Origin of the sequence: Nitrosospira multiformis ATCC 25196 (assembly GCF_000196355.1) — a bacterium.
Taxonomy (GTDB): domain Bacteria; phylum Pseudomonadota; class Gammaproteobacteria; order Burkholderiales; family Nitrosomonadaceae; genus Nitrosospira; species Nitrosospira multiformis.
On sequence record NC_007614.1, the window covers coordinates 895,528 to 913,129 of the forward strand.

Annotated in this window: 32 protein-coding genes; 30 read left to right on the forward strand and 2 right to left on the reverse strand. The window is 51.2% G+C overall.

Annotated features, from left to right (window positions below):
- Window positions 1-87 precede the first annotated feature (87 nt).
- The 30 genes from rplC to NMUL_RS04205 all read left to right on the forward strand — a co-directional run bounded on the left by rplC (window position 88) and on the right by NMUL_RS04205 (window position 15,102).
- A complete protein-coding gene (gene rplC / locus NMUL_RS04065; protein ID WP_011380123.1) occupies window positions 88-798 on the forward strand; it encodes a 50S ribosomal protein L3 in 711 nt (236 codons plus the stop codon).
- Entirely contained in the window at window positions 798-1,418 is a 621-nt protein-coding gene (gene rplD, locus NMUL_RS04070) for a 50S ribosomal protein L4 (protein WP_011380124.1), read from the forward strand. Before rplC ends, rplD begins: the two co-directional genes overlap by 1 nt.
- Window positions 1,415-1,750, forward strand: coding sequence for a 50S ribosomal protein L23 (gene rplW, locus NMUL_RS04075; RefSeq protein ID WP_011380125.1), 336 nt, complete (start codon window positions 1,415-1,417; stop codon window positions 1,748-1,750). The genes rplD and rplW overlap by 4 nt, the downstream gene beginning before the upstream one ends.
- Window positions 1,750-2,583 carry a 50S ribosomal protein L2 gene (rplB, locus tag NMUL_RS04080; RefSeq protein WP_011380126.1) on the forward strand — a complete coding sequence of 278 codons (834 nt, stop codon included), beginning with the start codon at window positions 1,750-1,752 and terminating at the stop codon, window positions 2,581-2,583. The genes rplW and rplB overlap by 1 nt, the downstream gene beginning before the upstream one ends.
- 6 nt (window positions 2,584-2,589) lie before the next feature.
- The gene (gene rpsS / locus NMUL_RS04085) at window positions 2,590-2,871 is read left to right on the forward strand and encodes a 30S ribosomal protein S19 (protein ID WP_011380127.1); all 282 of its coding nucleotides are present in this window, start codon (window positions 2,590-2,592) and stop codon (window positions 2,869-2,871) included.
- A gap of 11 nt (window positions 2,872-2,882) precedes the next feature.
- The gene (gene rplV / locus NMUL_RS04090) at window positions 2,883-3,230 is read left to right on the forward strand and encodes a 50S ribosomal protein L22 (RefSeq protein WP_011380128.1); all 348 of its coding nucleotides are present in this window, start codon (window positions 2,883-2,885) and stop codon (window positions 3,228-3,230) included.
- Window positions 3,231-3,245: 15 nt separating this feature from the next.
- Window positions 3,246-4,106, forward strand: a complete 861-nt coding sequence (rpsC, locus tag NMUL_RS04095) for a 30S ribosomal protein S3 (RefSeq protein ID WP_011380129.1) — start codon at window positions 3,246-3,248, stop codon at window positions 4,104-4,106.
- Window positions 4,090-4,506, forward strand: a complete 417-nt coding sequence (gene rplP / locus NMUL_RS04100) for a 50S ribosomal protein L16 (protein ID WP_011380130.1) — start codon at window positions 4,090-4,092, stop codon at window positions 4,504-4,506. Before rpsC ends, rplP begins: the two co-directional genes overlap by 17 nt.
- Before the next feature lie 2 nt (window positions 4,507-4,508).
- Window positions 4,509-4,709: a 50S ribosomal protein L29 gene (gene rpmC, locus NMUL_RS04105; protein ID WP_011380131.1), complete on the forward strand. Its 201-nt coding sequence runs from the start codon at window positions 4,509-4,511 to the stop codon at window positions 4,707-4,709.
- The gene (gene rpsQ, locus NMUL_RS04110) at window positions 4,706-4,972 is read left to right on the forward strand and encodes a 30S ribosomal protein S17 (protein WP_011380132.1); all 267 of its coding nucleotides are present in this window, start codon (window positions 4,706-4,708) and stop codon (window positions 4,970-4,972) included. Before rpmC ends, rpsQ begins: the two co-directional genes overlap by 4 nt.
- A 197-nt stretch (window positions 4,973-5,169) precedes the next feature.
- On the forward strand, window positions 5,170-5,538 hold the full coding sequence (rplN, locus tag NMUL_RS04115; RefSeq protein ID WP_011380133.1) for a 50S ribosomal protein L14: 369 nt from the start codon (window positions 5,170-5,172) through the stop codon (window positions 5,536-5,538).
- 22 nt (window positions 5,539-5,560) lie between these two features.
- A complete protein-coding gene (gene rplX, locus NMUL_RS04120) occupies window positions 5,561-5,878 on the forward strand; it encodes a 50S ribosomal protein L24 (protein WP_011380134.1) in 318 nt (105 codons plus the stop codon).
- 17 nt (window positions 5,879-5,895) lie between these two features.
- Window positions 5,896-6,435 (forward strand): 50S ribosomal protein L5, encoded by a 540-nt coding sequence (gene rplE, locus NMUL_RS04125; RefSeq protein WP_011380135.1) that lies wholly within the window; start codon window positions 5,896-5,898, stop codon window positions 6,433-6,435.
- Between the two features lie 6 nt (window positions 6,436-6,441).
- Window positions 6,442-6,747, forward strand: a complete 306-nt coding sequence (gene rpsN / locus NMUL_RS04130) for a 30S ribosomal protein S14 (protein WP_011380136.1) — start codon at window positions 6,442-6,444, stop codon at window positions 6,745-6,747.
- A 146-nt stretch (window positions 6,748-6,893) separates the two neighbouring features.
- Window positions 6,894-7,289, forward strand: coding sequence for a 30S ribosomal protein S8 (gene rpsH / locus NMUL_RS04135; RefSeq protein WP_011380137.1), 396 nt, complete (start codon window positions 6,894-6,896; stop codon window positions 7,287-7,289).
- Between the two features lie 11 nt (window positions 7,290-7,300).
- On the forward strand, window positions 7,301-7,834 hold the full coding sequence (rplF, locus tag NMUL_RS04140) for a 50S ribosomal protein L6 (protein ID WP_011380138.1): 534 nt from the start codon (window positions 7,301-7,303) through the stop codon (window positions 7,832-7,834).
- Window positions 7,835-7,845: 11 nt separating this feature from the next.
- Window positions 7,846-8,202 (forward strand): 50S ribosomal protein L18, encoded by a 357-nt coding sequence (gene rplR / locus NMUL_RS04145; RefSeq protein ID WP_011380139.1) that lies wholly within the window; start codon window positions 7,846-7,848, stop codon window positions 8,200-8,202.
- Window positions 8,203-8,222: 20 nt separating this feature from the next.
- Window positions 8,223-8,765 (forward strand): 30S ribosomal protein S5, encoded by a 543-nt coding sequence (gene rpsE, locus NMUL_RS04150; protein ID WP_011380140.1) that lies wholly within the window; start codon window positions 8,223-8,225, stop codon window positions 8,763-8,765.
- On the forward strand, window positions 8,762-8,950 hold the full coding sequence (gene rpmD / locus NMUL_RS04155) for a 50S ribosomal protein L30 (protein WP_011380141.1): 189 nt from the start codon (window positions 8,762-8,764) through the stop codon (window positions 8,948-8,950). The genes rpsE and rpmD overlap by 4 nt, the downstream gene beginning before the upstream one ends.
- The gene (gene rplO / locus NMUL_RS04160; protein WP_011380142.1) at window positions 8,951-9,382 is read left to right on the forward strand and encodes a 50S ribosomal protein L15; all 432 of its coding nucleotides are present in this window, start codon (window positions 8,951-8,953) and stop codon (window positions 9,380-9,382) included.
- A 17-nt stretch (window positions 9,383-9,399) separates the two neighbouring features.
- Complete coding sequence (secY, locus tag NMUL_RS04165) at window positions 9,400-10,728, forward strand: preprotein translocase subunit SecY (protein ID WP_011380143.1); 1,329 nt, start codon at window positions 9,400-9,402, stop codon at window positions 10,726-10,728.
- Between the two features lie 18 nt (window positions 10,729-10,746).
- Window positions 10,747-10,965 carry a translation initiation factor IF-1 gene (gene infA, locus NMUL_RS04170; protein ID WP_011380144.1) on the forward strand — a complete coding sequence of 73 codons (219 nt, stop codon included), beginning with the start codon at window positions 10,747-10,749 and terminating at the stop codon, window positions 10,963-10,965.
- 17 nt (window positions 10,966-10,982) lie between these two features.
- Window positions 10,983-11,096 carry a 50S ribosomal protein L36 gene (gene rpmJ / locus NMUL_RS15215; protein ID WP_074746766.1) on the forward strand — a complete coding sequence of 38 codons (114 nt, stop codon included), beginning with the start codon at window positions 10,983-10,985 and terminating at the stop codon, window positions 11,094-11,096.
- A gap of 52 nt (window positions 11,097-11,148) precedes the next feature.
- A complete protein-coding gene (rpsM, locus tag NMUL_RS04175; protein WP_011380145.1) occupies window positions 11,149-11,526 on the forward strand; it encodes a 30S ribosomal protein S13 in 378 nt (125 codons plus the stop codon).
- Window positions 11,527-11,571: 45 nt separating this feature from the next.
- Complete coding sequence (rpsK, locus tag NMUL_RS04180) at window positions 11,572-11,961, forward strand: 30S ribosomal protein S11 (protein WP_011380146.1); 390 nt, start codon at window positions 11,572-11,574, stop codon at window positions 11,959-11,961.
- Window positions 11,962-11,970: 9 nt separating this feature from the next.
- Window positions 11,971-12,597 carry a 30S ribosomal protein S4 gene (gene rpsD, locus NMUL_RS04185; RefSeq protein ID WP_011380147.1) on the forward strand — a complete coding sequence of 209 codons (627 nt, stop codon included), beginning with the start codon at window positions 11,971-11,973 and terminating at the stop codon, window positions 12,595-12,597.
- 33 nt (window positions 12,598-12,630) lie between these two features.
- Window positions 12,631-13,635, forward strand: a complete 1,005-nt coding sequence (locus tag NMUL_RS04190) for a DNA-directed RNA polymerase subunit alpha (protein WP_011380148.1) — start codon at window positions 12,631-12,633, stop codon at window positions 13,633-13,635.
- The gene (rplQ, locus tag NMUL_RS04195; protein WP_011380149.1) at window positions 13,622-14,017 is read left to right on the forward strand and encodes a 50S ribosomal protein L17; all 396 of its coding nucleotides are present in this window, start codon (window positions 13,622-13,624) and stop codon (window positions 14,015-14,017) included. Before NMUL_RS04190 ends, rplQ begins: the two co-directional genes overlap by 14 nt.
- A 204-nt stretch (window positions 14,018-14,221) precedes the next feature.
- Window positions 14,222-14,581 carry a hypothetical protein gene (locus NMUL_RS04200; RefSeq protein ID WP_011380150.1) on the forward strand — a complete coding sequence of 120 codons (360 nt, stop codon included), beginning with the start codon at window positions 14,222-14,224 and terminating at the stop codon, window positions 14,579-14,581.
- A gap of 182 nt (window positions 14,582-14,763) precedes the next feature.
- Window positions 14,764-15,102: a hypothetical protein gene (locus NMUL_RS04205; RefSeq protein ID WP_148235535.1), complete on the forward strand. Its 339-nt coding sequence runs from the start codon at window positions 14,764-14,766 to the stop codon at window positions 15,100-15,102.
- 21 nt (window positions 15,103-15,123) lie between these two features.
- Here NMUL_RS04205 and NMUL_RS04210 read toward each other — a convergent pair whose 3' ends face one another.
- On the reverse strand, window positions 15,124-16,281 hold the full coding sequence (locus tag NMUL_RS04210; protein ID WP_011380152.1) for an NAD(P)/FAD-dependent oxidoreductase: 1,158 nt from the start codon (window positions 16,279-16,281) through the stop codon (window positions 15,124-15,126).
- A gap of 143 nt (window positions 16,282-16,424) precedes the next feature.
- Entirely contained in the window at window positions 16,425-17,336 is a 912-nt protein-coding gene (gluQRS, locus tag NMUL_RS04215) for a tRNA glutamyl-Q(34) synthetase GluQRS (protein WP_011380153.1), read from the reverse strand.
- Window positions 17,337-17,602: the final 266 nt, after the last annotated feature.

Below are 17,602 nucleotides of genomic sequence, written 5' to 3' on the forward strand. Positions count from 1 at the left end.
TTCGCAACGAATAACTCGGATTGCTGTTCAATCAACATAAATATTGCCGGTCAATTGTAATCGGCACCTTTTAGAAGGGTAATTAGAATGAGTTTAGGGCTCGTCGGCCGCAAGGTCGGCATGACTCGTATTTTCACCGAAGAAGGTGATAGCCAGCCCGTTACAGTGCTGGACGTGTCTAATAATCGTGTCACACAGATCAAGACGCCAGCCACCGATGGGTATTCTGCCGTGCAAGTTACGTTCGGCAAGCGTCGAGCCATTCGTGTAAACAAACCTTCGGCCGGGCATTTTGCCAAGGCAGCTGTAGAGGCGGGAGAGATCCTGAGAGAATTTCGCGTCGCGGAAGAAATCCTTGGAACCCTCAGTCCCGGCACAGTTATCGGATTGGATATTTTTCAGCCGGGGCAGAGAGTGGATGTAACCGGTACCTCGATCGGAAAGGGCTATGCCGGTGCCATCAAACGCCACGGCTTCGCCTCCAACCGGGCGAGTCACGGCAACTCACGGTCTCATAATGTTCCGGGTTCCATCGGCATGGCCCAGGATCCCGGACGTGTCTTCCCCGGAAAGCGTATGACCGGTCATCTGGGAAATGTGAGGCGCACCATTCAAAATCTGGAAATACTGCGAATTGATGCCGAGCGTGGACTGTTGATCATCAAAGGCGCTATTCCCGGATCGAAGGGGGGAGACGTGACAGTTTCGCCCAGTATTAGATCTGCAAGGCCGACCAATAACGGCAATGTCAATGCCGCGGCAAAAGGCGGCGCGAAATCTGGCAAGAAGGGTGGATAATGGAACTTAAACTGATCGACTATAATGGGCAGTCGTCTGCAAGCGTTTCAGCTTCCGAAACCCTGTTTGGCCGGGAGTATAATGAAGCCCTCGTTCACCAGGTGGTAACAGCCTATCTTGCCAATGCACGCAGCGCCAACAGAGCGCAAAAGGCTCGATCGGATGTTGCCAAATCGACTCGCAAGCCTTGGCGGCAGAAGGGTACGGGACGCGCCCGCGCCGGTATGGCGTCAAGCCCTTTATGGCGGGGTGGAGGAAAAATATTTCCCAACAGCCCGGAGGAGAATTTCAGCCATAAAGTCAATCGCAAGATGTATCGCGCGGGTATCGGCGCAATTCTCTCGCAACTCGTTCGTGAAAATCGACTGTCGGTAGTGGAAAATTTTATTGTTGATGCACCGAAGACGAAGATATTGGCACAGAAGTTGAAAGATATGGGGCTGGATCAAGTCATGATCATTACAGATAACATTGACGAGAATCTTTATCTCTCGTCAAGAAATCTTCCGCTCGTCAAGGTTGTCGAAGCGGGGTATGCTGATCCAGTCAGTCTCATGCGCTTCGCAAATGTACTGATCACGCGTAATGCGCTGGCAAAAATGGAGGAGGCACTTGCATGAGCGGTCAAACATTCAACCCTGAGCGCCTGATGCAGGTGATATTATCGCCTCAGATATCGGAAAAAGCGACGTTTATAGGCGAAAAACACAATCAGATTATCTTTCGCGTGGCTCCAGATGCAACTAAGCCTGAAGTCAAAGCCGCAGTGGAGTTGATATGGAAGAATCAAAAGGTTGAAGTGGAAAGCGTGCGCATATCCAATGTCAAAGGCAAGGAAAAGCGTTTTGGCCGCTTCATGGGGCGGCGCGGTGGCTGGAAGAAGGCTTACATCAGCATCAAAGCCGGCCAGGAAATCAATTTTTCTGAAATTTCTCAAGGAGAGGTCAAGTAATGGCGCTGGTTAAAGTCAAACCGACCTCTCCGGGTCGTCGGGCGGTAGTCAAAGTCGTCAATGCCGGCCTGCACAAGGGTGCACCTTATCCGCATCTCGTGGAGAAGCAGAATCGTACTGCCGGACGTAACAATAAGGGACAAATCACTACTCGCCACATAGGCGGTGGTCACAAGCAGCATTACCGCATCGTGGATTTCCGCCGTAACAAGGATGGAATCGCGGCCAGAGTGGAACGGTTGGAATATGATCCGAACCGCAGCGCGAATCTTGCACTTCTCTGCTATTCCGATGGTGAACGCCGCTATGTTATTGCGCCAAAAGGTATCGTTCCGGGCATGCAACTGATGAGCGGCGCAGATGCGCCTATAAAGAACGGCAATGCATTGCCGCTACGTAATATCCCGGTCGGCAGCATCATTCACTGCGTGGAAATGATGCCGGGTAAAGGCGCGCAACTTGCTCGTTCAGCCGGAGCCTCGGTTCAACTTCTCGCCCGCGAGGGAGATTATGCCCAGTTGCGCCTGCGCTCGGGGGAAATCCGCAGGGTACACGTGAACTGCCGGGCGACGATCGGGGAAGTCGGAAATGAGGAACATAACCTGCGAGCTATCGGCAAGGCAGGAGCCCAGCGGTGGCGCGGCATCAGGCCAACGGTGCGTGGGGTGGCGATGAATCCGATAGACCATCCGCATGGCGGGGGTGAAGGTAAAACAGCGGCGGGACGTCATCCTGTCAGTCCATGGGGAACGCCTTCCAAGGGTTTCCGCACGCGGGTAAACAAGCGTACCGACGGCATGATCGTGCGACGTCGTTATTCAAACAAGGGATAATGAATCATGGCTCGTTCTATAAAGAAAGGCCCATTTGTTGATTTGCACCTCCTGTCCAAAGTGGAGGCCGCGCGTGAAGCCAATGACAAGCGACCTATCAAGACCTGGTCGCGTCGCTCCACGGTATTGCCGGATTTCATTGGCTTGACGATCGCCGTGCATAACGGGAAGCAGCACGTTCCAGTATATGTTACTGAGAACATGGTTGGGCACAAGCTCGGCGAGTTTTCTCATACACGTACTTTCAAGGGACATTCCGGCGATAGAAAAGCGGCTGGAAGGAAATAGGAATAATCACCATGGAAACAACTGCTGTATTGCGTGGAGTCAGGTTGTCCGAGCAGAAAGGCCGGCTCGTTGCGGATCAGATCCGTGGATTGCCGGTGGAGCGCGCGCTCAACCTGCTTGCGTTCAGTCCGAAAAAGGCTGCGGTCATTATTCGTAAGCTTCTCGAATCAGCCATTGCAAATGCCGAGCATAACGAGGGGGCTGACATAGACGAGTTGAAGGTGTCCAGGATATATGTCGACAGGGGACCATCGCTCATGCGTACCAGTGCGCGCGCCAAGGGGCGGGGCAATCGCATTGTCAAGCCAACTTGTCACATTCTTCTTACTGTTGGCGATAAAGCCAGCAACAAAAAATAAGGCTGAACGGGCATTATGGGACAAAAAATACATCCGACAGGTTTTCGGCTTTCCGTCCTGAAGAACTGGTCATCCAAATGGTATGCCAACGGAAAAAGTTTTCCTGGCATGCTGAACGAAGACATCAAGGTTCGGGAATATTTGAAAAAGAAACTGGCGCATGCGTCTGTCGGTCGCGTGGTTATCGAACGGCCATCGAAGAATGCGCGTATCACGATCTACAGTTCACGCCCAGGGGTGGTGATAGGCAAGAAAGGTGAAGATATCGAAGTTTTGCGGGGAGCGCTGCAAAAGCTCATGGGTGTTCCGGTGCATGTAAATATCGAAGAAATCCGCAAACCGGAAATTGATGCACAGCTGATTGCCGACAACATCGCCCAGCAACTGGAAAAGCGCATTATGTTCCGTCGTGCAATGAAGCGTGCCATGCAGAATGCGATGCGCCTGGGTGCTCAGGGTATCAAGATCATGAGTTCGGGCCGCTTGAACGGCATTGAAATTGCCCGTACCGAATGGTATCGGGAAGGACGTGTGCCCCTTCATACGCTGCGGGCCGATCTCGATTACGGCGTCTCGGAGGCCAAGACAACTTATGGCGTGATCGGGATCAAGGTCTGGGTATTCAAGGGTGAAGTGATAGGTCGAGGTGAGCAGGCCGGCGCGGGTACAGCCGCTCCGCAGGTGCTTCCCCCGGCCGGAGAACCGGAAACTAGGCGTCCGCCGCGCAGGCCAGCGGGAAGGGCAGATGCCAGATCGGACGGGAAAGCTGGTGAAAAGAAAGGTCCCAGAAAGTCTGACAACAGTTCTGAAGAGTCCGCCACAAAACCGGCAAAGAAGCCAGTAAAGCCAGGAGTGAACGATGCAGCAGCCAGCTAGAACAAAATATCGCAAGCAGCAAAAAGGGCGGAACAAAGGCATTGCAACCAGGGGTGCCAAGGTCAGTTTTGGCGAATACGGTCTCAAGGCCGTGGGACGGGGGCGTTTGACAGCCCGGCAGATCGAAGCCGCACGACGTGCGATGACTCGTCATATAAAACGGGGCGGCCGTATATGGATTCGTATTTTTCCGGACAAGCCAATTTCGCATAAACCCGCCGAAGTCAGGATGGGGAACGGAAAAGGTAATCCGGAGTATTTTGTGGCAGAGATTCAGCCAGGCAAAGTGTTATATGAAATGGATGGCGTCGATGAGGTGTTGGCCCGGCAGGCATTCCGTCTCGCAGCTGCCAAACTTCCGATCCTGACAACCTTTGTTGTACGACAAGTGGGCGGTTAATCATGAAATCCAGAGCCAAGGAATTGAGAAACAAGAATCCAGTGGAATTGCAGCAGGAGTTGCTGGAACTGCTAAGGGCGCAGTTTGGCCTGCGGATGCAGCATGCAACCCAGCAGTTAAGCAATACTTCCCAACTGAGCAATATTCGGCGGGACATAGCGCGTACCAGAACCATTCTTAGCCAGAAGGCAAGGCAGTCATGAGCGAAGCGAATTTAAATCGTACTCTTAGCGGAAAAGTGGTAAGCGATAAAATGAATAAGACCATTACTGTTCTGGTTGAACGTAAGGTCAAACATCCGCTTTACGGAAAGATTATGGTTCGCTCCAAAAAATATCATGTTCATGACGAAGCCAATGAGTTCCACACTGGAGATGTGGTGGTGATAGAAGAGTGTCGTCCATTATCCAAAACAAAAGCCTGGCGTGTCGTCAAGTTGATGCAAAAAGCCGAACAGGTGAGTTGATTAAGAGGAAAACCGGCTGTTGGAAGTTTTCTTCCTTGTTTTTGTAATCCGGTTGCCTTATAATTCTGCCTCTTCATTTTTCAGATACCTTAATTTTTTTGCAGCCGGTAGATTCTGGCGGCATCACAACCCAGACGGGTTCCAATACTATCCTAGCCTTTGATTCGGCTGGAAAAGTTGGAGAGAGTGAGTAAATCATGATCCAAATGCAATCGATTCTGCAAGTCGCCGACAATACCGGCGCACGGTCGCTCATGTGCATAAAGGTATTAGGCGGTTCCAAGCGACGTTATGCGGGTATTGGCGATATTATAAAAGTCAGCGTAAAGGACGTGGCGCCTCGCGGTCGCGTCAAAAAGGGTGAAGTGTACAATGCAGTCGTGGTACGAACTTCGAAAGGAGTGCGTCGTGCGGATGGATCATTAATCAAGTTCGACGGCAACGCCGCGGTACTGTTGAATGCCAAGCTGGAACCAATCGGCACGCGTATTTTTGGTCCCGTCACACGTGAGTTGCGTACCGCACGTTTCATGAAAATTGTTTCGCTCGCCCCTGAAGTACTGTAGGACGCGGGATAAGGAATCAAACATGAGCAAAATAAAGAAGGGAGATGACGTAATTGTCATCGCCGGCAAGGACAAGGGTAAACGTGGCACGGTGTTGCGTGTCATGAAGCCGGATCTTGTGGTCGTTGAAGGTGTCAATCGCCTCAAGAAACATCAGAGACCCAATCCGAATAAAGGCGACACGGGTGGAATCGTCGAAATGGATAGCCCTATACAGGTTTCAAACATCGCAATCTACAATCCCGCAACCCGGAAGGCAGATCGGATAGGTTTCAAAACCGTAGAAGGAAAAGGCAAGGCCCGCTGCTTCAGGTCGAATGAAGAACTGATCGATGCCTAAGGGTTAGGGGAAAACACATGGCGCGTTTACAAGAGTATTACCGTAGCACCGTAGTCCAGCAGTTAATGGAGCAATTCGGCTATAAGTCTGTGATGGAGGTGCCGCGCATTCGCAAAATCACCCTCAATATGGGTGTGGGCGAGGCGGTCGCGGACAAAAAAATCATGGATAACGCTGTGGGTGACATGCAGAAGATTGCAGGCCAGAAGCCTGTGGTGACGAAAGCGAGAAAATCCATTGCCACTTTCAAGGTTCGTGATGGCTATCCGGTAGGTTGCATGGTTACGCTGCGCCGCGTTCGCATGTACGAATTCCTCGACCGTCTGGTAAATATCGCTATACCGCGTATTCGTGACTTTCGCGGTATTTCCGGTAGATCCTTCGATGGACGCGGCAATTATAATATGGGTATAAAGGAGCAGATCATTTTCCCGGAGATCGAATATGACAAAATCGATGCCTTGCGGGGGATGAACATCACGATTACCACGACTGCAAAGACAGATGCGGAAGCAAAGGCATTGCTGGCAGCATTCAAATTTCCATTTAAAAACTGAGGGAGCATGGCTAAGGTAGCTGTTATTAACCGTGATCTGAAACGTCGGAAAATCGTCAAAAAATTCGAGGCGCGACGTGCTGAGTTGTTGGCGACCATCAATGATGCCAGCGTAAGTGACGAGGATCGTCATTCGGCCAGGATCAAGTTGCAGATGTTGCCGCGCAATGCCAGCCCCGTGCGATTGCGCAACCGCTGCTCGCTCACAGGCCGTCCGCGTGGGGTATACAGCAAATTTGGATTGGGACGTGGCAAGCTTCGTGATATCGCCATGAGCGGAGAGATTCCGGGCATGATCAAGGCGAGCTGGTAGGGGAGTGAGGGTAATAATTGATGGCGTTTGATTCAAGGAATCGAACAGACCGCGTAAATTTATGGATTAGATCCAGTATGGTCAATGTGGTTTCAAGGGTTTCGTATTCGCCGGTAACGAAAGTCGGATTTCCAGAGGTATTCTAGATGAGCATGAGTGATCCCATTGCAGACATGCTGACGCGAATTCGAAACGCGCAGCTATCTGAAAAAACATCTGTAGTAATGCCTGCCTCCAAGCTTAAAGCGGCTATTGCTCAAGTGCTGAAGGATGAGGGGTATGTCGAGGATTTTATAGTTCATGAGGCCGGCGGAAAATCGATACTGGATATCAGTCTGAAGTATTACGCAGGACGTCCGGTAATTGAAAGAATAGAGCGTGTCAGTCGTCCTGGTTTGCGGATATATAAAGGCAGCAATAAACTTCCCAACGTAATGAATGGCCTGGGAGTGGCTATCGTGTCAACATCGAAAGGCGTAATGACGGAAAGAAAAGCGCGCGCAAATGGTGTAGGCGGCGAAGTATTATGCATTGTGGCGTAAGGGTATAGAAAATGTCTCGAGTGGGTAAAAATCCTGTTTCAGTTCCGGCAAATGTCGAAGTCAGGCTATCCGGGTCAGAAGTGGAGGTAAAGGGTCCGCTGGGTATGCTGCGTCACGAGCTTGTTTCGGATATTTCGATTGAGCGCAAGGGCGAAAGCCTGCTAGTGAAAGCGGCTGATGATTCCAAGCACGCCAACGCAATGTGGGGGACCACTCGTGCGCTGCTCGCCAACATGGTGAAGGGCGTCACCACCGGTTTTGAGAAAAGGCTGATTCTGGTTGGCGTAGGATACCGCGCCCAGGCTGCAGATAACGTGCTTAACTTGACGTTAGGATTCTCTCATCCAATCGCTCACAAAATGCCCGAAGGTATCAAAGTCGAGACTCCAAGTCAGACCGAGGTTGTCATCAAGGGCATGGACAAGCAGCAGGTAGGACAAGTGGCTGCGGATGTACGTGCATACAGGGAGCCGGAGCCATACAAGGGCAAGGGCGTGCGTTATGCGGACGAAGTCATCGTCCTGAAGGAAACGAAGAAAAAATAGTCAGGGTAAATATGCCGAATTCCATAGAATCCCGTTTACGGCGCGCGCGACAAACGCGTGCCAAAATTGCTGAATTGAAGGTGGTAAGACTGGCAATTCATCGTAGCAATTCGCATATTTATGCGCAATTGATAGACGGCTCCGGTAGCAAGGTGCTCGCCAGCGCATCCACCCTCGAGCCGGAACTGCGCAAGGAGCTTCCCAATGGCGGAACGGTGACCGCAGCGGCAGTCGTTGGTAAAAGGGTTGCAGAGAAGGCGCGGGGTCTCGGCATTGAGACAGTGGCGTTCGACCGTTCAGGTTTCAAATACCATGGGCGTGTGAAAGCATTGGCTGACGCCGCCCGGGAAAACGGCCTCAAATTCTGAGTGAGGAAGGATGAAGGATAATGGCTAAAATGCAGGGGCGGATGCAAGGTAAGGTGGCTCCGGGCGACGACCGCGGAGACGGACTCAAGGAAAAGATGGTGGCCATCAATCGCGTTACCAAGGTGGTCAAAGGAGGACGTATTCTGGGCTTTGCTGCTCTGACCGTTGTCGGGAATGGCGATGGTGGCGTGGGCATGGGTAAGGGGAAATCGCGTGAGGTACCCGTGGCGGTACAAAAGGCGATGGACGAAGCGCGCCGCAAGATGATCAAGGTGAGTCTCAAGAATGGGACGCTCCAACATCCGGTAATCGGGCGGCATGGCGCGGCCAAGGTGTACATGCAACCTGCATCGGAGGGAACTGGCATCATTGCCGGCGGACCGATGCGCGCAATATTTGAAGTAATGGGTGTGCACAATATCCTTGCCAAATGTATTGGCTCGACCAATCCGTACAATGTTGTCCGTGCAACTCTCAACGGCCTGCAGGCGATGAGTAATCCCGCCGAGATAGCCGCCAAGCGGGGCAAGAGCGTCGAAGAGATTTTGGGGTTGGAGAAATGACGCAAAATCCGAAGAAGATAAAAGTAACCCTGGTCAAGAGTCTGATTGGAACGAAACAGGCACATCGAGCAACCGCCCGGGGATTGGGACTACGTCATGTCAACAGCAGCGTGGAAGTGGAAGATACCCCGGCGGTGCGAGGCATGATCAATAACATTTATTACCTCGTAAAGAGTGAGGTTTAGATGCAGCTGAATTCCATTAAACCAGCCCCTGGGGCCAAGCATCCAAAGCGCAGGGTAGGCCGTGGTATCGGCTCCGGTCTTGGCAAGACCGCCGGGCGTGGACATAAGGGACAGAAATCCCGTGCGGGCGGTTTTCATAAAGTCGGTTTTGAAGGGGGTCAAATGCCCTTGCAACGGCGCTTGCCCAAGCGCGGCTTTGTTTCGCCCACAAAAAAGAATGATGCGGAGGTGCGCCTGTCTGCGCTTGACAGAATACCCGGCGATATCATCGATATTCTGATCCTGAAGCAAGCGGGGCTTGTCTCCGGTTCCGCTTTGAACGTCAAGGTAATACTTTCGGGAAAGATCGAGCGCGCAGTGAAGCTTCAGGGCATTCCCGTAACCAAGGGCGCGAAAGCAGCTATTGAAGCTGCTGGTGGTAGTGTCGAATAAGTACGAGAGGATATATATTGGCCGCTAGCGACTCCCTGCGGGGACTCTCCGGAAAACTCGGCGACTTGAAGCGCCGGTTATGGTTTTTGCTGCTCGCATTGGTTGTCTACCGTATCGGCGCGCATGTGCCAGTACCCGGTATCGATCCGGTGGTATTGAAGGATCTGTTCGAATCGCAGCAGGGCGGCATCCTGGGCATGTTCAACATGTTTTCCGGCGGGGCCCTTTCCCGTTTTTCGATATTTGCCCTGGGTATCATGCCGTACATTTCGGCATCGATTATCATGCAGTTGGGCACCGTGGCATTCCCTTATCTCGAGGCCCTGAAGAAAGAGGGTGAGTCAGGGCGCAGAAAGATTACCCAGTACACCCGGTATGGTACTCTGGGCCTGGCGCTGGTTCAGGGTTATGGCATCTCGATCGCACTACAATCCCAGCCTGGTCTGGTGATAGAGCCCGGTCCGATGTTCCTGCTGACCACGGTTATAACATTGGTGACGGGCACCATATTTCTCATGTGGCTGGGAGAACAGATTACCGAACGCGGCATTGGCAACGGGATTTCGCTCATTATATTTGCCGGGATTGCTGCAGGTCTTCCAAGTGCAATTGGAGGCACGCTGGAGCTGGTGCGAACGGGCGCCATGCACTTCCTGGTGGCGCTAGGAATTTTCGTGGCGGCGACGGTGGTTACGGGATTCGTTGTCTTTGTCGAGCGGGGGCAACGCAAGATACTGGTGAATTATGCAAAGCGTCAGGTTGGACGCAAGGTTTATGGCGGTCAAAGCTCTCACCTGCCTCTTAAGCTGAACATGTCCGGCGTGATTCCGCCGATCTTTGCTTCCAGCATCATATTGTTTCCCGCCACGCTGGCTGGTTGGTTTTCGACGGGAGAATCAATGGACTGGCTAAAGGATATAAGCGGGGCGTTATCGCCTGGACAGCCGGTGTACGTAATCATGTACGCGGCAATGATCATATTCTTCTGCTTTTTTTATACGGCCCTGGTGTTCAATCCCAAGGAAACCGCGGAGAACCTGAAAAAAAGCGGAGCATTCATTCCCGGCATTCGCCCAGGTGATCAAACGGCACGATATATTGAACGCATCATGTTGCGCCTTACTCTCACCGGTGCAATTTACGTAACGCTCGTGTGTCTGTTGCCGGAATTTTTGATTTTGAAATGGAATGTTCCATTCTATTTTGGTGGAACTTCCCTGCTTATCATCGTCGTGGTAACGATGGATTTCATGGCGCAGGTGCAAGCCTACATCATGTCTCATCAGTATGAGAGCCTCTTGAAAAAAACCAACTTCAAGGGCGGTGGCGGATTGCCGGCGAGATAAAAGCGCATCAAGGATAGGATGGCAAAGGAAGAAACCATACAAATGCAGGGCGAGATACTGGAAACGTTGCCGAATGCGACGTTTCGGGTCAAGCTGGAAAACGGACATATAGTGTTGGGACATATTTCCGGCAAGATGCGGATGCACTACATTCGGATTCTGCCTGGAGATAAGGTAACGGTAGATCTGACACCATACGATTTAAGCAGGGCGCGCATTACGTTTCGTGCCAAATAGCCGGAGAGGGGTAAATAATGAAAGTACTGGCATCGGTAAAAAAGATTTGCCGAAATTGCAAAATCATCAGACGCAACCGGATAGTGCGCGTGATCTGCACAGACCCGCGGCATAAACAGCGTCAGGGTTGAGTCGGCTACGCATTCTAAGATGTTATAATCCCAAATTTTTGTAGGAAAACGTATGGCCCGTATTGCTGGAGTAAACATCCCCAACCATCAGCATGCTGAAATTGCGCTGACAGCGATTTATGGCATTGGTCGTGCGAGAGCTCGTGAGATTTGTGAGGCGGCTGGAATCAACGTCTCGACCAAGATGAAAGATGTAACCGACGCGGAAATGGACAAGTTGCGGGATAACGTCGCGAAATTTGTGGTCGAAGGCGATCTCCGACGGGAAGTTTCAATGAATATCAAGCGCCTGATGGACCTCGGCTGCTATCGGGGATTGCGTCATCGTCGTGGCCTCCCGGTACGGGGTCAGCGTACCCGCACGAATGCCAGAACGCGTAAGGGACCCAGGAAGGCCGTTCGTGCTTCCAGCGCCAAGGCAGGAAGATAAATTTTAGCCAATCAATCGAATGGCAGGGCAGAAGGATAGATCAATATGGTAAAAGCAGCCACGCGAGTACGCAAGAAAGTCAAAAAGAACGTAGCGGAAGGTATTGCGCATGTACATGCTTCGTTTAATAACACTATTGTGACGATAACGGACCGTCAGGGGAACGCGCTATCGTGGGCTACTTCCGGAGGGGCAGGTTTTAAAGGGTCACGCAAGAGTACACCGTTTGCCGCCCAGGTTGCAGCGGAGCAAGCCGGCAGGGCTGCACAGGAATATGGGGTAAAGAACCTCGAAGTGCGTATAAAAGGTCCGGGGCCCGGGCGGGAATCCGCAGTGCGTGCACTGAATGCAGCCGGTTTTAAAATTACCAGTATTTCGGACGTGACACCCGTTCCACATAACGGTTGTCGGCCGCCGAAGAAACGTCGTATTTAAGGAGTTACCGTGGCGAGAAATCTTGATCCCAAATGCCGTCAATGCCGACGTGAGGGTGAGAAGCTGTTCCTTAAAGGTGAGAAATGTTTTACCGATAAGTGTGCCATCGAGCGCCGGAATTACGCGCCTGGGCAACACGGTCAGAAAAGTGGCCGTTTATCGGACTACGGAGTGCAATTACGCGAAAAGCAGAAGCTGCGCCGAATATATGGAGTGCTGGAGCGTCAGTTCCGTAATGGTTACGAGCTTGCGGAGAGGCAGCGCGGTGTTACGGGCGAAAATCTCCTACAATTACTGGAATGCCGGCTTGACACGGTTTCCTATCGCATGGGGTTTGGCGCATCGCGGTCCGAAGCGCGTCAGATTGTCCGTCATAACGGGATTCTGGTAAATGGCAGGAGAATCAATATTCCTTCCTATCAGGTAAAACCGGGAGATGTTATAGAAGTTGCAGAGAAGGCAAAGAATCATTTGCGTATCAAGGCGTCCGTGGAAGCTGCCGAACAGCGGCACTTTCCGGAATGGCTGGAGGTGGACACTAAAGCCATGAAGGGAACTTTCAAGAACAAACCCGAGAGATCCGATTTACCGTCAAGCATCAATGAATCTCTCGTAATTGAATTGTATTCCAAGTAATGAGTCGCCACGTTTCCGCAAAAGGATCAGGCTATGCAAAGTAACACCTTTCTTACGCCGCGTATTATCGATGTGCAGAATATATCGCCGCTCCATGCAAGAATCACGATGGAGCCGTTCGAGCGCGGCTATGGCCATACGCTGGGCAACGCGTTACGGCGTATTCTGCTTTCATCGATGCCGGGATTTGCGCCAACGGAAGTTCAGATCAGTGGTGTCGTTCACGAATACTCCGCCCTGGACGGCGTGCAGGAAGACGTGGTTGATATCCTGCTCAATCTCAAAGGTATTGTCCTGAAATTGCACAATCGTACAGAGGCACTTCTGACCCTGAGCAAAAAGGGAGAAGGAACGGTTACTGCGGGCGATATCGAGGGGGGGCATGATGTCGAGATCATTAATCCCGACCATGTCGTTGCCCACCTTACGTCCGGCGGCAAGCTGGATATGCAGATCAAGGTGGAAATGGGACGGGGCTACGTGCCGGGAACTGTCCGCCAGTTGGCGCACGAAAGCCGTGCTATCGGCAGCATTCTGCTGGATGCATCTTTCAGTCCTGTGCGGCGGGTAAGTTATGCAGTGGAAAGCGCCCGGGTTGAACAACGCACCGATCTGGATAAACTGGTCATGGACATCGAGACCAATGGTGTCGTTGACCCCGAGGAAGCAATCCGGTATGCGGCAAAAGTCCTGGTCGAGCAACTCTCCGTATTTGCGGACCTCAAAGGCACGCCGCTGCCCGTGGAACAACCGAAATTGCCCCAGATTGATCCAGTGCTGCTTCGGCCGGTGGATGATCTTGAACTCACCGTACGTTCCGCGAATTGTCTCAAAGCGGAAAATATATATTATATTGGCGACCTGATCCAGCGGACGGAAACCGAGCTACTGAAAACCCCTAATCTGGGGCGGAAATCCTTGAATGAAATCAAGGAAGTGCTTGCTTCTCGCGGGTTGACGCTGGGCATGAAACTGGAGAGCTGGCCACCTTCCAATCTTGATAAGGGTAAAAAGGATACAAGTCATGCGGCACCATAATGGACTAAGGAAGCTTAATCGCACGAGCAGTCACCGCTCGGCCATGTTACGGAACATGACCAACTCCCTGTTGCGGCACGAGGTTATAAAAACGACTTTGCCCAAGGCTAAAGAGCTGCGTCGAGTTATTGAGCCGATGATAACGCTTGGAAAAAAACCTTCACTGGCTAATCGTCGACTTGCGTTCGACCGGTTGCGGGATCGTGACATGGTTGGAAAACTGTTTAGCGAGCTGGGGCCCCGTTACCAGACCCGCAATGGCGGATATCTGCGTATTCTCAAGTTTGGGTTCCGCAAGGGCGATAACGCGCCTATGGCGCTGGTTGAATTGATGGATAGGCCGGAACAGCCAGCCACAGACACGGAAAGTAAGGCAGGTTAGGGAGTTTTTTGGAAGAGAAAAAGCCGGGATTATCCCGGCTTTTTTGTATTACCCTATAGTTTCCAGTGGGCAACATACGATCCAGATTCCGGTAGTCAGGCTGGTCGGATATATGCCGAAGCTGCGTCTATCCCGGAATTCGTATCGGTTTTACCCCAATAAAGACACAATTGGTTTTTTTCCTGTACAGAGAGGACAGCCCTGATGGATCTTGCAGATTGGACCGATGAGGAACTTGATTCGGTACGTGAGAAGCTACGAACCTGGTGTGTTAAGCGGCAGGAGCCTACGTGGACGAACAAATTCCTGAACTGGACAGGATTCATGGGCGCTTTTTCTGTTCTCACCGGGCTTATGGATATTTTCTTTGGTGGGCCGGCACCCGTAAATGTTCTTCTGGTTGTTTTCGGGACTCTTGCATGTTTTTCATGGTACAAGGGTGATAAACAGCGAAAGAAGAATATCCAGTTTCTCGAAAAACTTGACCAGGAAATTTCCCGTCGAGGTGATAAGAGCAAAAAGAATCCACCTGCTATCGGAGACGTTCAGGAACATATCTCATAGATGAAGCTTTGCGATCAGCTCTCCCTTTCTGAGTTGACGGGTGATCACAGGGGGCGGATTTGGAGCAGGGCAAAAACAGGGAAGTTTTTGCATCTCTTTGCCAGTTCCTCTGGATGCAAGGGCACCTGATACCTCTTATATATGACCTCAACCATGAGGTTTATTCAGATCAGGGCATCACATTGCCCGCATTGAAAGCGCTGGAAGCAACCGGTTTGATATCTGTGGCACCGGCGGGATATGTAAAGAAAGGGTTTGGTCAACACACGCGGTTGTTTTATTTCGGAAGACCGACAAAAATACGATTCCCCGAGGAAGCCGGCAATCAACTTGATCTTGGCCATGTGCTTCTGACAGATAAGGGAAAAGCGCAGGCGGTAGCAAACTGCGATGTCCAGAGTAATCAACGGTTTTATGAATATGTAATCGAAAAGTGGTTTCAGCAAGGACTGGTGATGTCCTCCATCTCCGAAAACAGTGATTTGGCTATTTTTCCCTTTTCATCTGTTGCATTCGAGTAATCTGCAGGCTTTCTTTTTTCTTCAAACCAGGTAGGTATCAAGCCCTGTCAGCAGCAAATCATATTGCGCTTCGACCAACTCCTTGATCACCAGCGCCGGCATGCCTCCAACCACATTGCCTTCCAGGGCCAGCCAGCCTATTGCATCTGTCGGTCCCAGACTCACTACATAACCTAAATCCCGGTGAAGGTAAGGCTCGAGCAATCGCAAGGCGCCTGAGTGACGCAGGATATTCCGAGCAGTAAGCATTCCTTTTCTTACCGCGGATTGCGCAGTCATAGTGTTGGAGCCTGGAGCATGGTAAACGCAGCAGTCTCCCGCTGCGAAAATGTTTGGCAACGTCGTGTCTTCAACGACTACCTGTCCAAAAATATTGGCAGAAAATGGTGTTTCCAGCTTTTTACCAACGAACAGGAAGGAGATTGAAGAGGGCAGGGTAAACTTACGCCCCGTCAGATTATCACCCAATAGAACCTGCTCCCCCTGTTGTCCGAGATAACGGGTATCAGGAAAAAACTCGATCCCCAGTTCGGTCATTTTGGACTGGGTATAGGTGGAAAAGCCGACGGGGAACTGGTTGAGTACCCGGTTCTCGCCATGGACAAGACGCAGATTGCACTCGATCTGATAGCGCTTGAGGAAATGAGCGATTTCAAAAAGAAATTGAATTCCCGTTGCTCCTCCCCCTATCACTGAAATGGATCGGGCAATGGCGGTGGTTTGGCTCAACCGCCCGTGGAATAAATCGGCGCCCGATATAGCCATGAAGTCGAGCAGATCAAAGACATTCTCCGGTTTATTCACCTGCATTACAGGAGAGCCCGAGGCGAGCAGCAGATAGTCAAATTCCAGTATTTCGTTATTGACTTCAAGAAATCTATCGTTCTGCCACTGCCGCAGAACCGATTCACTCGGATTCAGTTCTGCACAAACATGACGGCAGCCAAAACGGCTTTCCAGCGTGGAAAACGGAATCAGGAAATCGTTCAGTGGATACCGGAAAGTCTCATGGAGATGAGTAATCTTGAGGTGTTCGAATCTGGGATCAATGATGACGACATCAGCTTCGGGCATGTGGCGCAAGAGGGTAACCAGTGCCGCGATGCCGGCATAGCCTCCGCCGACCACGACAATCTTGAGGTGTTTCAACCTAGGTAGGTAAAATGGCAGAAAAGGCACGTTCTTCCTTGAAAAGCCGACAAAATCTCGTATTTCGTGTGTTTTTTCAGTATAAACTCATTTCTAAACCGGAGTGCTGGCAGCTTGGTGGCAAGTAGCACGGTCTTCATTTCATCTATTAGCACTCCGGCAGATTGATCAGGTTAAAACATGAGTGACATGTTTTTTGGAATTGCCTGCCGATCCCAATTTTTAATTGCCCATATCCAGAATGACCTCAAGCTGCTCTCGCTTACCTCCGGCGGCGGTGTCTGCCCGAGAAACCGGATGGCCTTCACGAGCTGCAAAACGGGATACGAAATATCTACCGGCGCTGCCTGCGTCTGTTTACTGAGTTTTTCGCCTCGTGCGTTGACTACTACGGGAAGGTGCATATAGGAGGGAATGGAGTAGCCCAGCAATTTTTGCAGGTAAATCTGACGGGGAGTCGAGTTCAGTAAATCACCTCCCCGCACCACGTGAGTAATACCCTGTTCAGCGTCATCCACCACGACCGCTAGCTGGTAAGCGAAAATCCCATCCGCCCGACATATCACGAAATCGCCTATATCGTGCTGAATCCGCTGTTGCCGCAGGCCTTGTACTTCATCCTCAAATTCAATCAAGTCATTATTTGTATATAGTCGCCATGCACCGGAAAATGGGGGTTCATGTTTGCGGCCGCGGCAAGTTCCAGGATAGACAGGCCCTTCTATTCCAAGAACTGAGGAATCGGCAATTTCCTTACGACTGCAACTGCAACGATAAATAAGCTGCTGTTTTTCAAGGATCGACAAAGCTGCATGGTAGACCTCCTGGCGTTGCTCCTGAAATACCACTGAGCCATCCCATTCCATTCCAAGGAGATGCAGGGTATTCAAAATTTCTTCTGAAGCACCTGGAATTTCACGCGTCGTATCGAGATTTTCGATTCTGACGAGCCATTCTCCGCCCCGTGATCTTGCCTCCAGATAACTGCCTACAGCAGTGACAAGAGAACCAAAATGCAAGGGTCCGGTAGGAGAGGGGGCAAACCGGCCGCGATAGACCGGCGAGAGAGGGAAGGCATTTTCCACCCGTTAATCTTGATTAATGGAGTCTCACAATATCCATTGAACCCCTCAGATTCTTATTCTCCAACCCCTCTATCCAGAGGGAGTAACATGATGAGTATACTCAAATAATGAAACAATATGGGGTGAGTTACCATGATCTTCGCGGATGGAGAGAGAAAATAAGTATGGGAAAGAATAAAATTACTATAACCTTTTTGGCAAGATGGGTTTATACTGCCTAAACTTCTCGACACTCATGGATAAGCAATGATTCAGTTTATGCGACC

What these genes read in the sequence shown, in the direction of transcription:
- rplE (WP_011380135.1), top strand. Translation starts at nt 5,896, where the DNA reads ATGGCGCGTTTACAAGAGTATTACCGTAGCACCGTAGTCCAGCAGTTA.
- rpsQ (WP_011380132.1), top strand. Translation starts at nt 4,706, where the DNA reads ATGAGCGAAGCGAATTTAAATCGTACTCTTAGCGGAAAAGTGGTAAGC.
- rpsH (WP_011380137.1), top strand. Translation starts at nt 6,894, where the DNA reads ATGAGCATGAGTGATCCCATTGCAGACATGCTGACGCGAATTCGAAAC.
- rpsC (WP_011380129.1), top strand. Translation starts at nt 3,246, where the DNA reads ATGGGACAAAAAATACATCCGACAGGTTTTCGGCTTTCCGTCCTGAAG.
- rplR (WP_011380139.1), top strand. Translation starts at nt 7,846, where the DNA reads ATGCCGAATTCCATAGAATCCCGTTTACGGCGCGCGCGACAAACGCGT.
- rpsM (WP_011380145.1), top strand. Translation starts at nt 11,149, where the DNA reads ATGGCCCGTATTGCTGGAGTAAACATCCCCAACCATCAGCATGCTGAA.
- rplB (WP_011380126.1), top strand. Translation starts at nt 1,750, where the DNA reads ATGGCGCTGGTTAAAGTCAAACCGACCTCTCCGGGTCGTCGGGCGGTA.
- infA (WP_011380144.1), top strand. Translation starts at nt 10,747, where the DNA reads ATGGCAAAGGAAGAAACCATACAAATGCAGGGCGAGATACTGGAAACG.
- rplF (WP_011380138.1), top strand. Translation starts at nt 7,301, where the DNA reads ATGTCTCGAGTGGGTAAAAATCCTGTTTCAGTTCCGGCAAATGTCGAA.
- rpsE (WP_011380140.1), top strand. Translation starts at nt 8,223, where the DNA reads ATGGCTAAAATGCAGGGGCGGATGCAAGGTAAGGTGGCTCCGGGCGAC.
- rplX (WP_011380134.1), top strand. Translation starts at nt 5,561, where the DNA reads ATGAGCAAAATAAAGAAGGGAGATGACGTAATTGTCATCGCCGGCAAG.
- rpsS (WP_011380127.1), top strand. Translation starts at nt 2,590, where the DNA reads ATGGCTCGTTCTATAAAGAAAGGCCCATTTGTTGATTTGCACCTCCTG.
- rpmD (WP_011380141.1), top strand. Translation starts at nt 8,762, where the DNA reads ATGACGCAAAATCCGAAGAAGATAAAAGTAACCCTGGTCAAGAGTCTG.
- rpmC (WP_011380131.1), top strand. Translation starts at nt 4,509, where the DNA reads ATGAAATCCAGAGCCAAGGAATTGAGAAACAAGAATCCAGTGGAATTG.
- NMUL_RS04190 (WP_011380148.1), top strand. Translation starts at nt 12,631, where the DNA reads ATGCAAAGTAACACCTTTCTTACGCCGCGTATTATCGATGTGCAGAAT.
- NMUL_RS04200 (WP_011380150.1), top strand. Translation starts at nt 14,222, where the DNA reads ATGGATCTTGCAGATTGGACCGATGAGGAACTTGATTCGGTACGTGAG.
- rpsK (WP_011380146.1), top strand. Translation starts at nt 11,572, where the DNA reads ATGGTAAAAGCAGCCACGCGAGTACGCAAGAAAGTCAAAAAGAACGTA.
- rpsN (WP_011380136.1), top strand. Translation starts at nt 6,442, where the DNA reads ATGGCTAAGGTAGCTGTTATTAACCGTGATCTGAAACGTCGGAAAATC.
- rplN (WP_011380133.1), top strand. Translation starts at nt 5,170, where the DNA reads ATGATCCAAATGCAATCGATTCTGCAAGTCGCCGACAATACCGGCGCA.
- rplC (WP_011380123.1), top strand. Translation starts at nt 88, where the DNA reads ATGAGTTTAGGGCTCGTCGGCCGCAAGGTCGGCATGACTCGTATTTTC.
- rplQ (WP_011380149.1), top strand. Translation starts at nt 13,622, where the DNA reads ATGCGGCACCATAATGGACTAAGGAAGCTTAATCGCACGAGCAGTCAC.
- rplD (WP_011380124.1), top strand. Translation starts at nt 798, where the DNA reads ATGGAACTTAAACTGATCGACTATAATGGGCAGTCGTCTGCAAGCGTT.
- rplV (WP_011380128.1), top strand. Translation starts at nt 2,883, where the DNA reads ATGGAAACAACTGCTGTATTGCGTGGAGTCAGGTTGTCCGAGCAGAAA.
- rplP (WP_011380130.1), top strand. Translation starts at nt 4,090, where the DNA reads ATGCAGCAGCCAGCTAGAACAAAATATCGCAAGCAGCAAAAAGGGCGG.
- rpmJ (WP_074746766.1), top strand. Translation starts at nt 10,983, where the DNA reads ATGAAAGTACTGGCATCGGTAAAAAAGATTTGCCGAAATTGCAAAATC.
- rplO (WP_011380142.1), top strand. Translation starts at nt 8,951, where the DNA reads ATGCAGCTGAATTCCATTAAACCAGCCCCTGGGGCCAAGCATCCAAAG.
- rplW (WP_011380125.1), top strand. Translation starts at nt 1,415, where the DNA reads ATGAGCGGTCAAACATTCAACCCTGAGCGCCTGATGCAGGTGATATTA.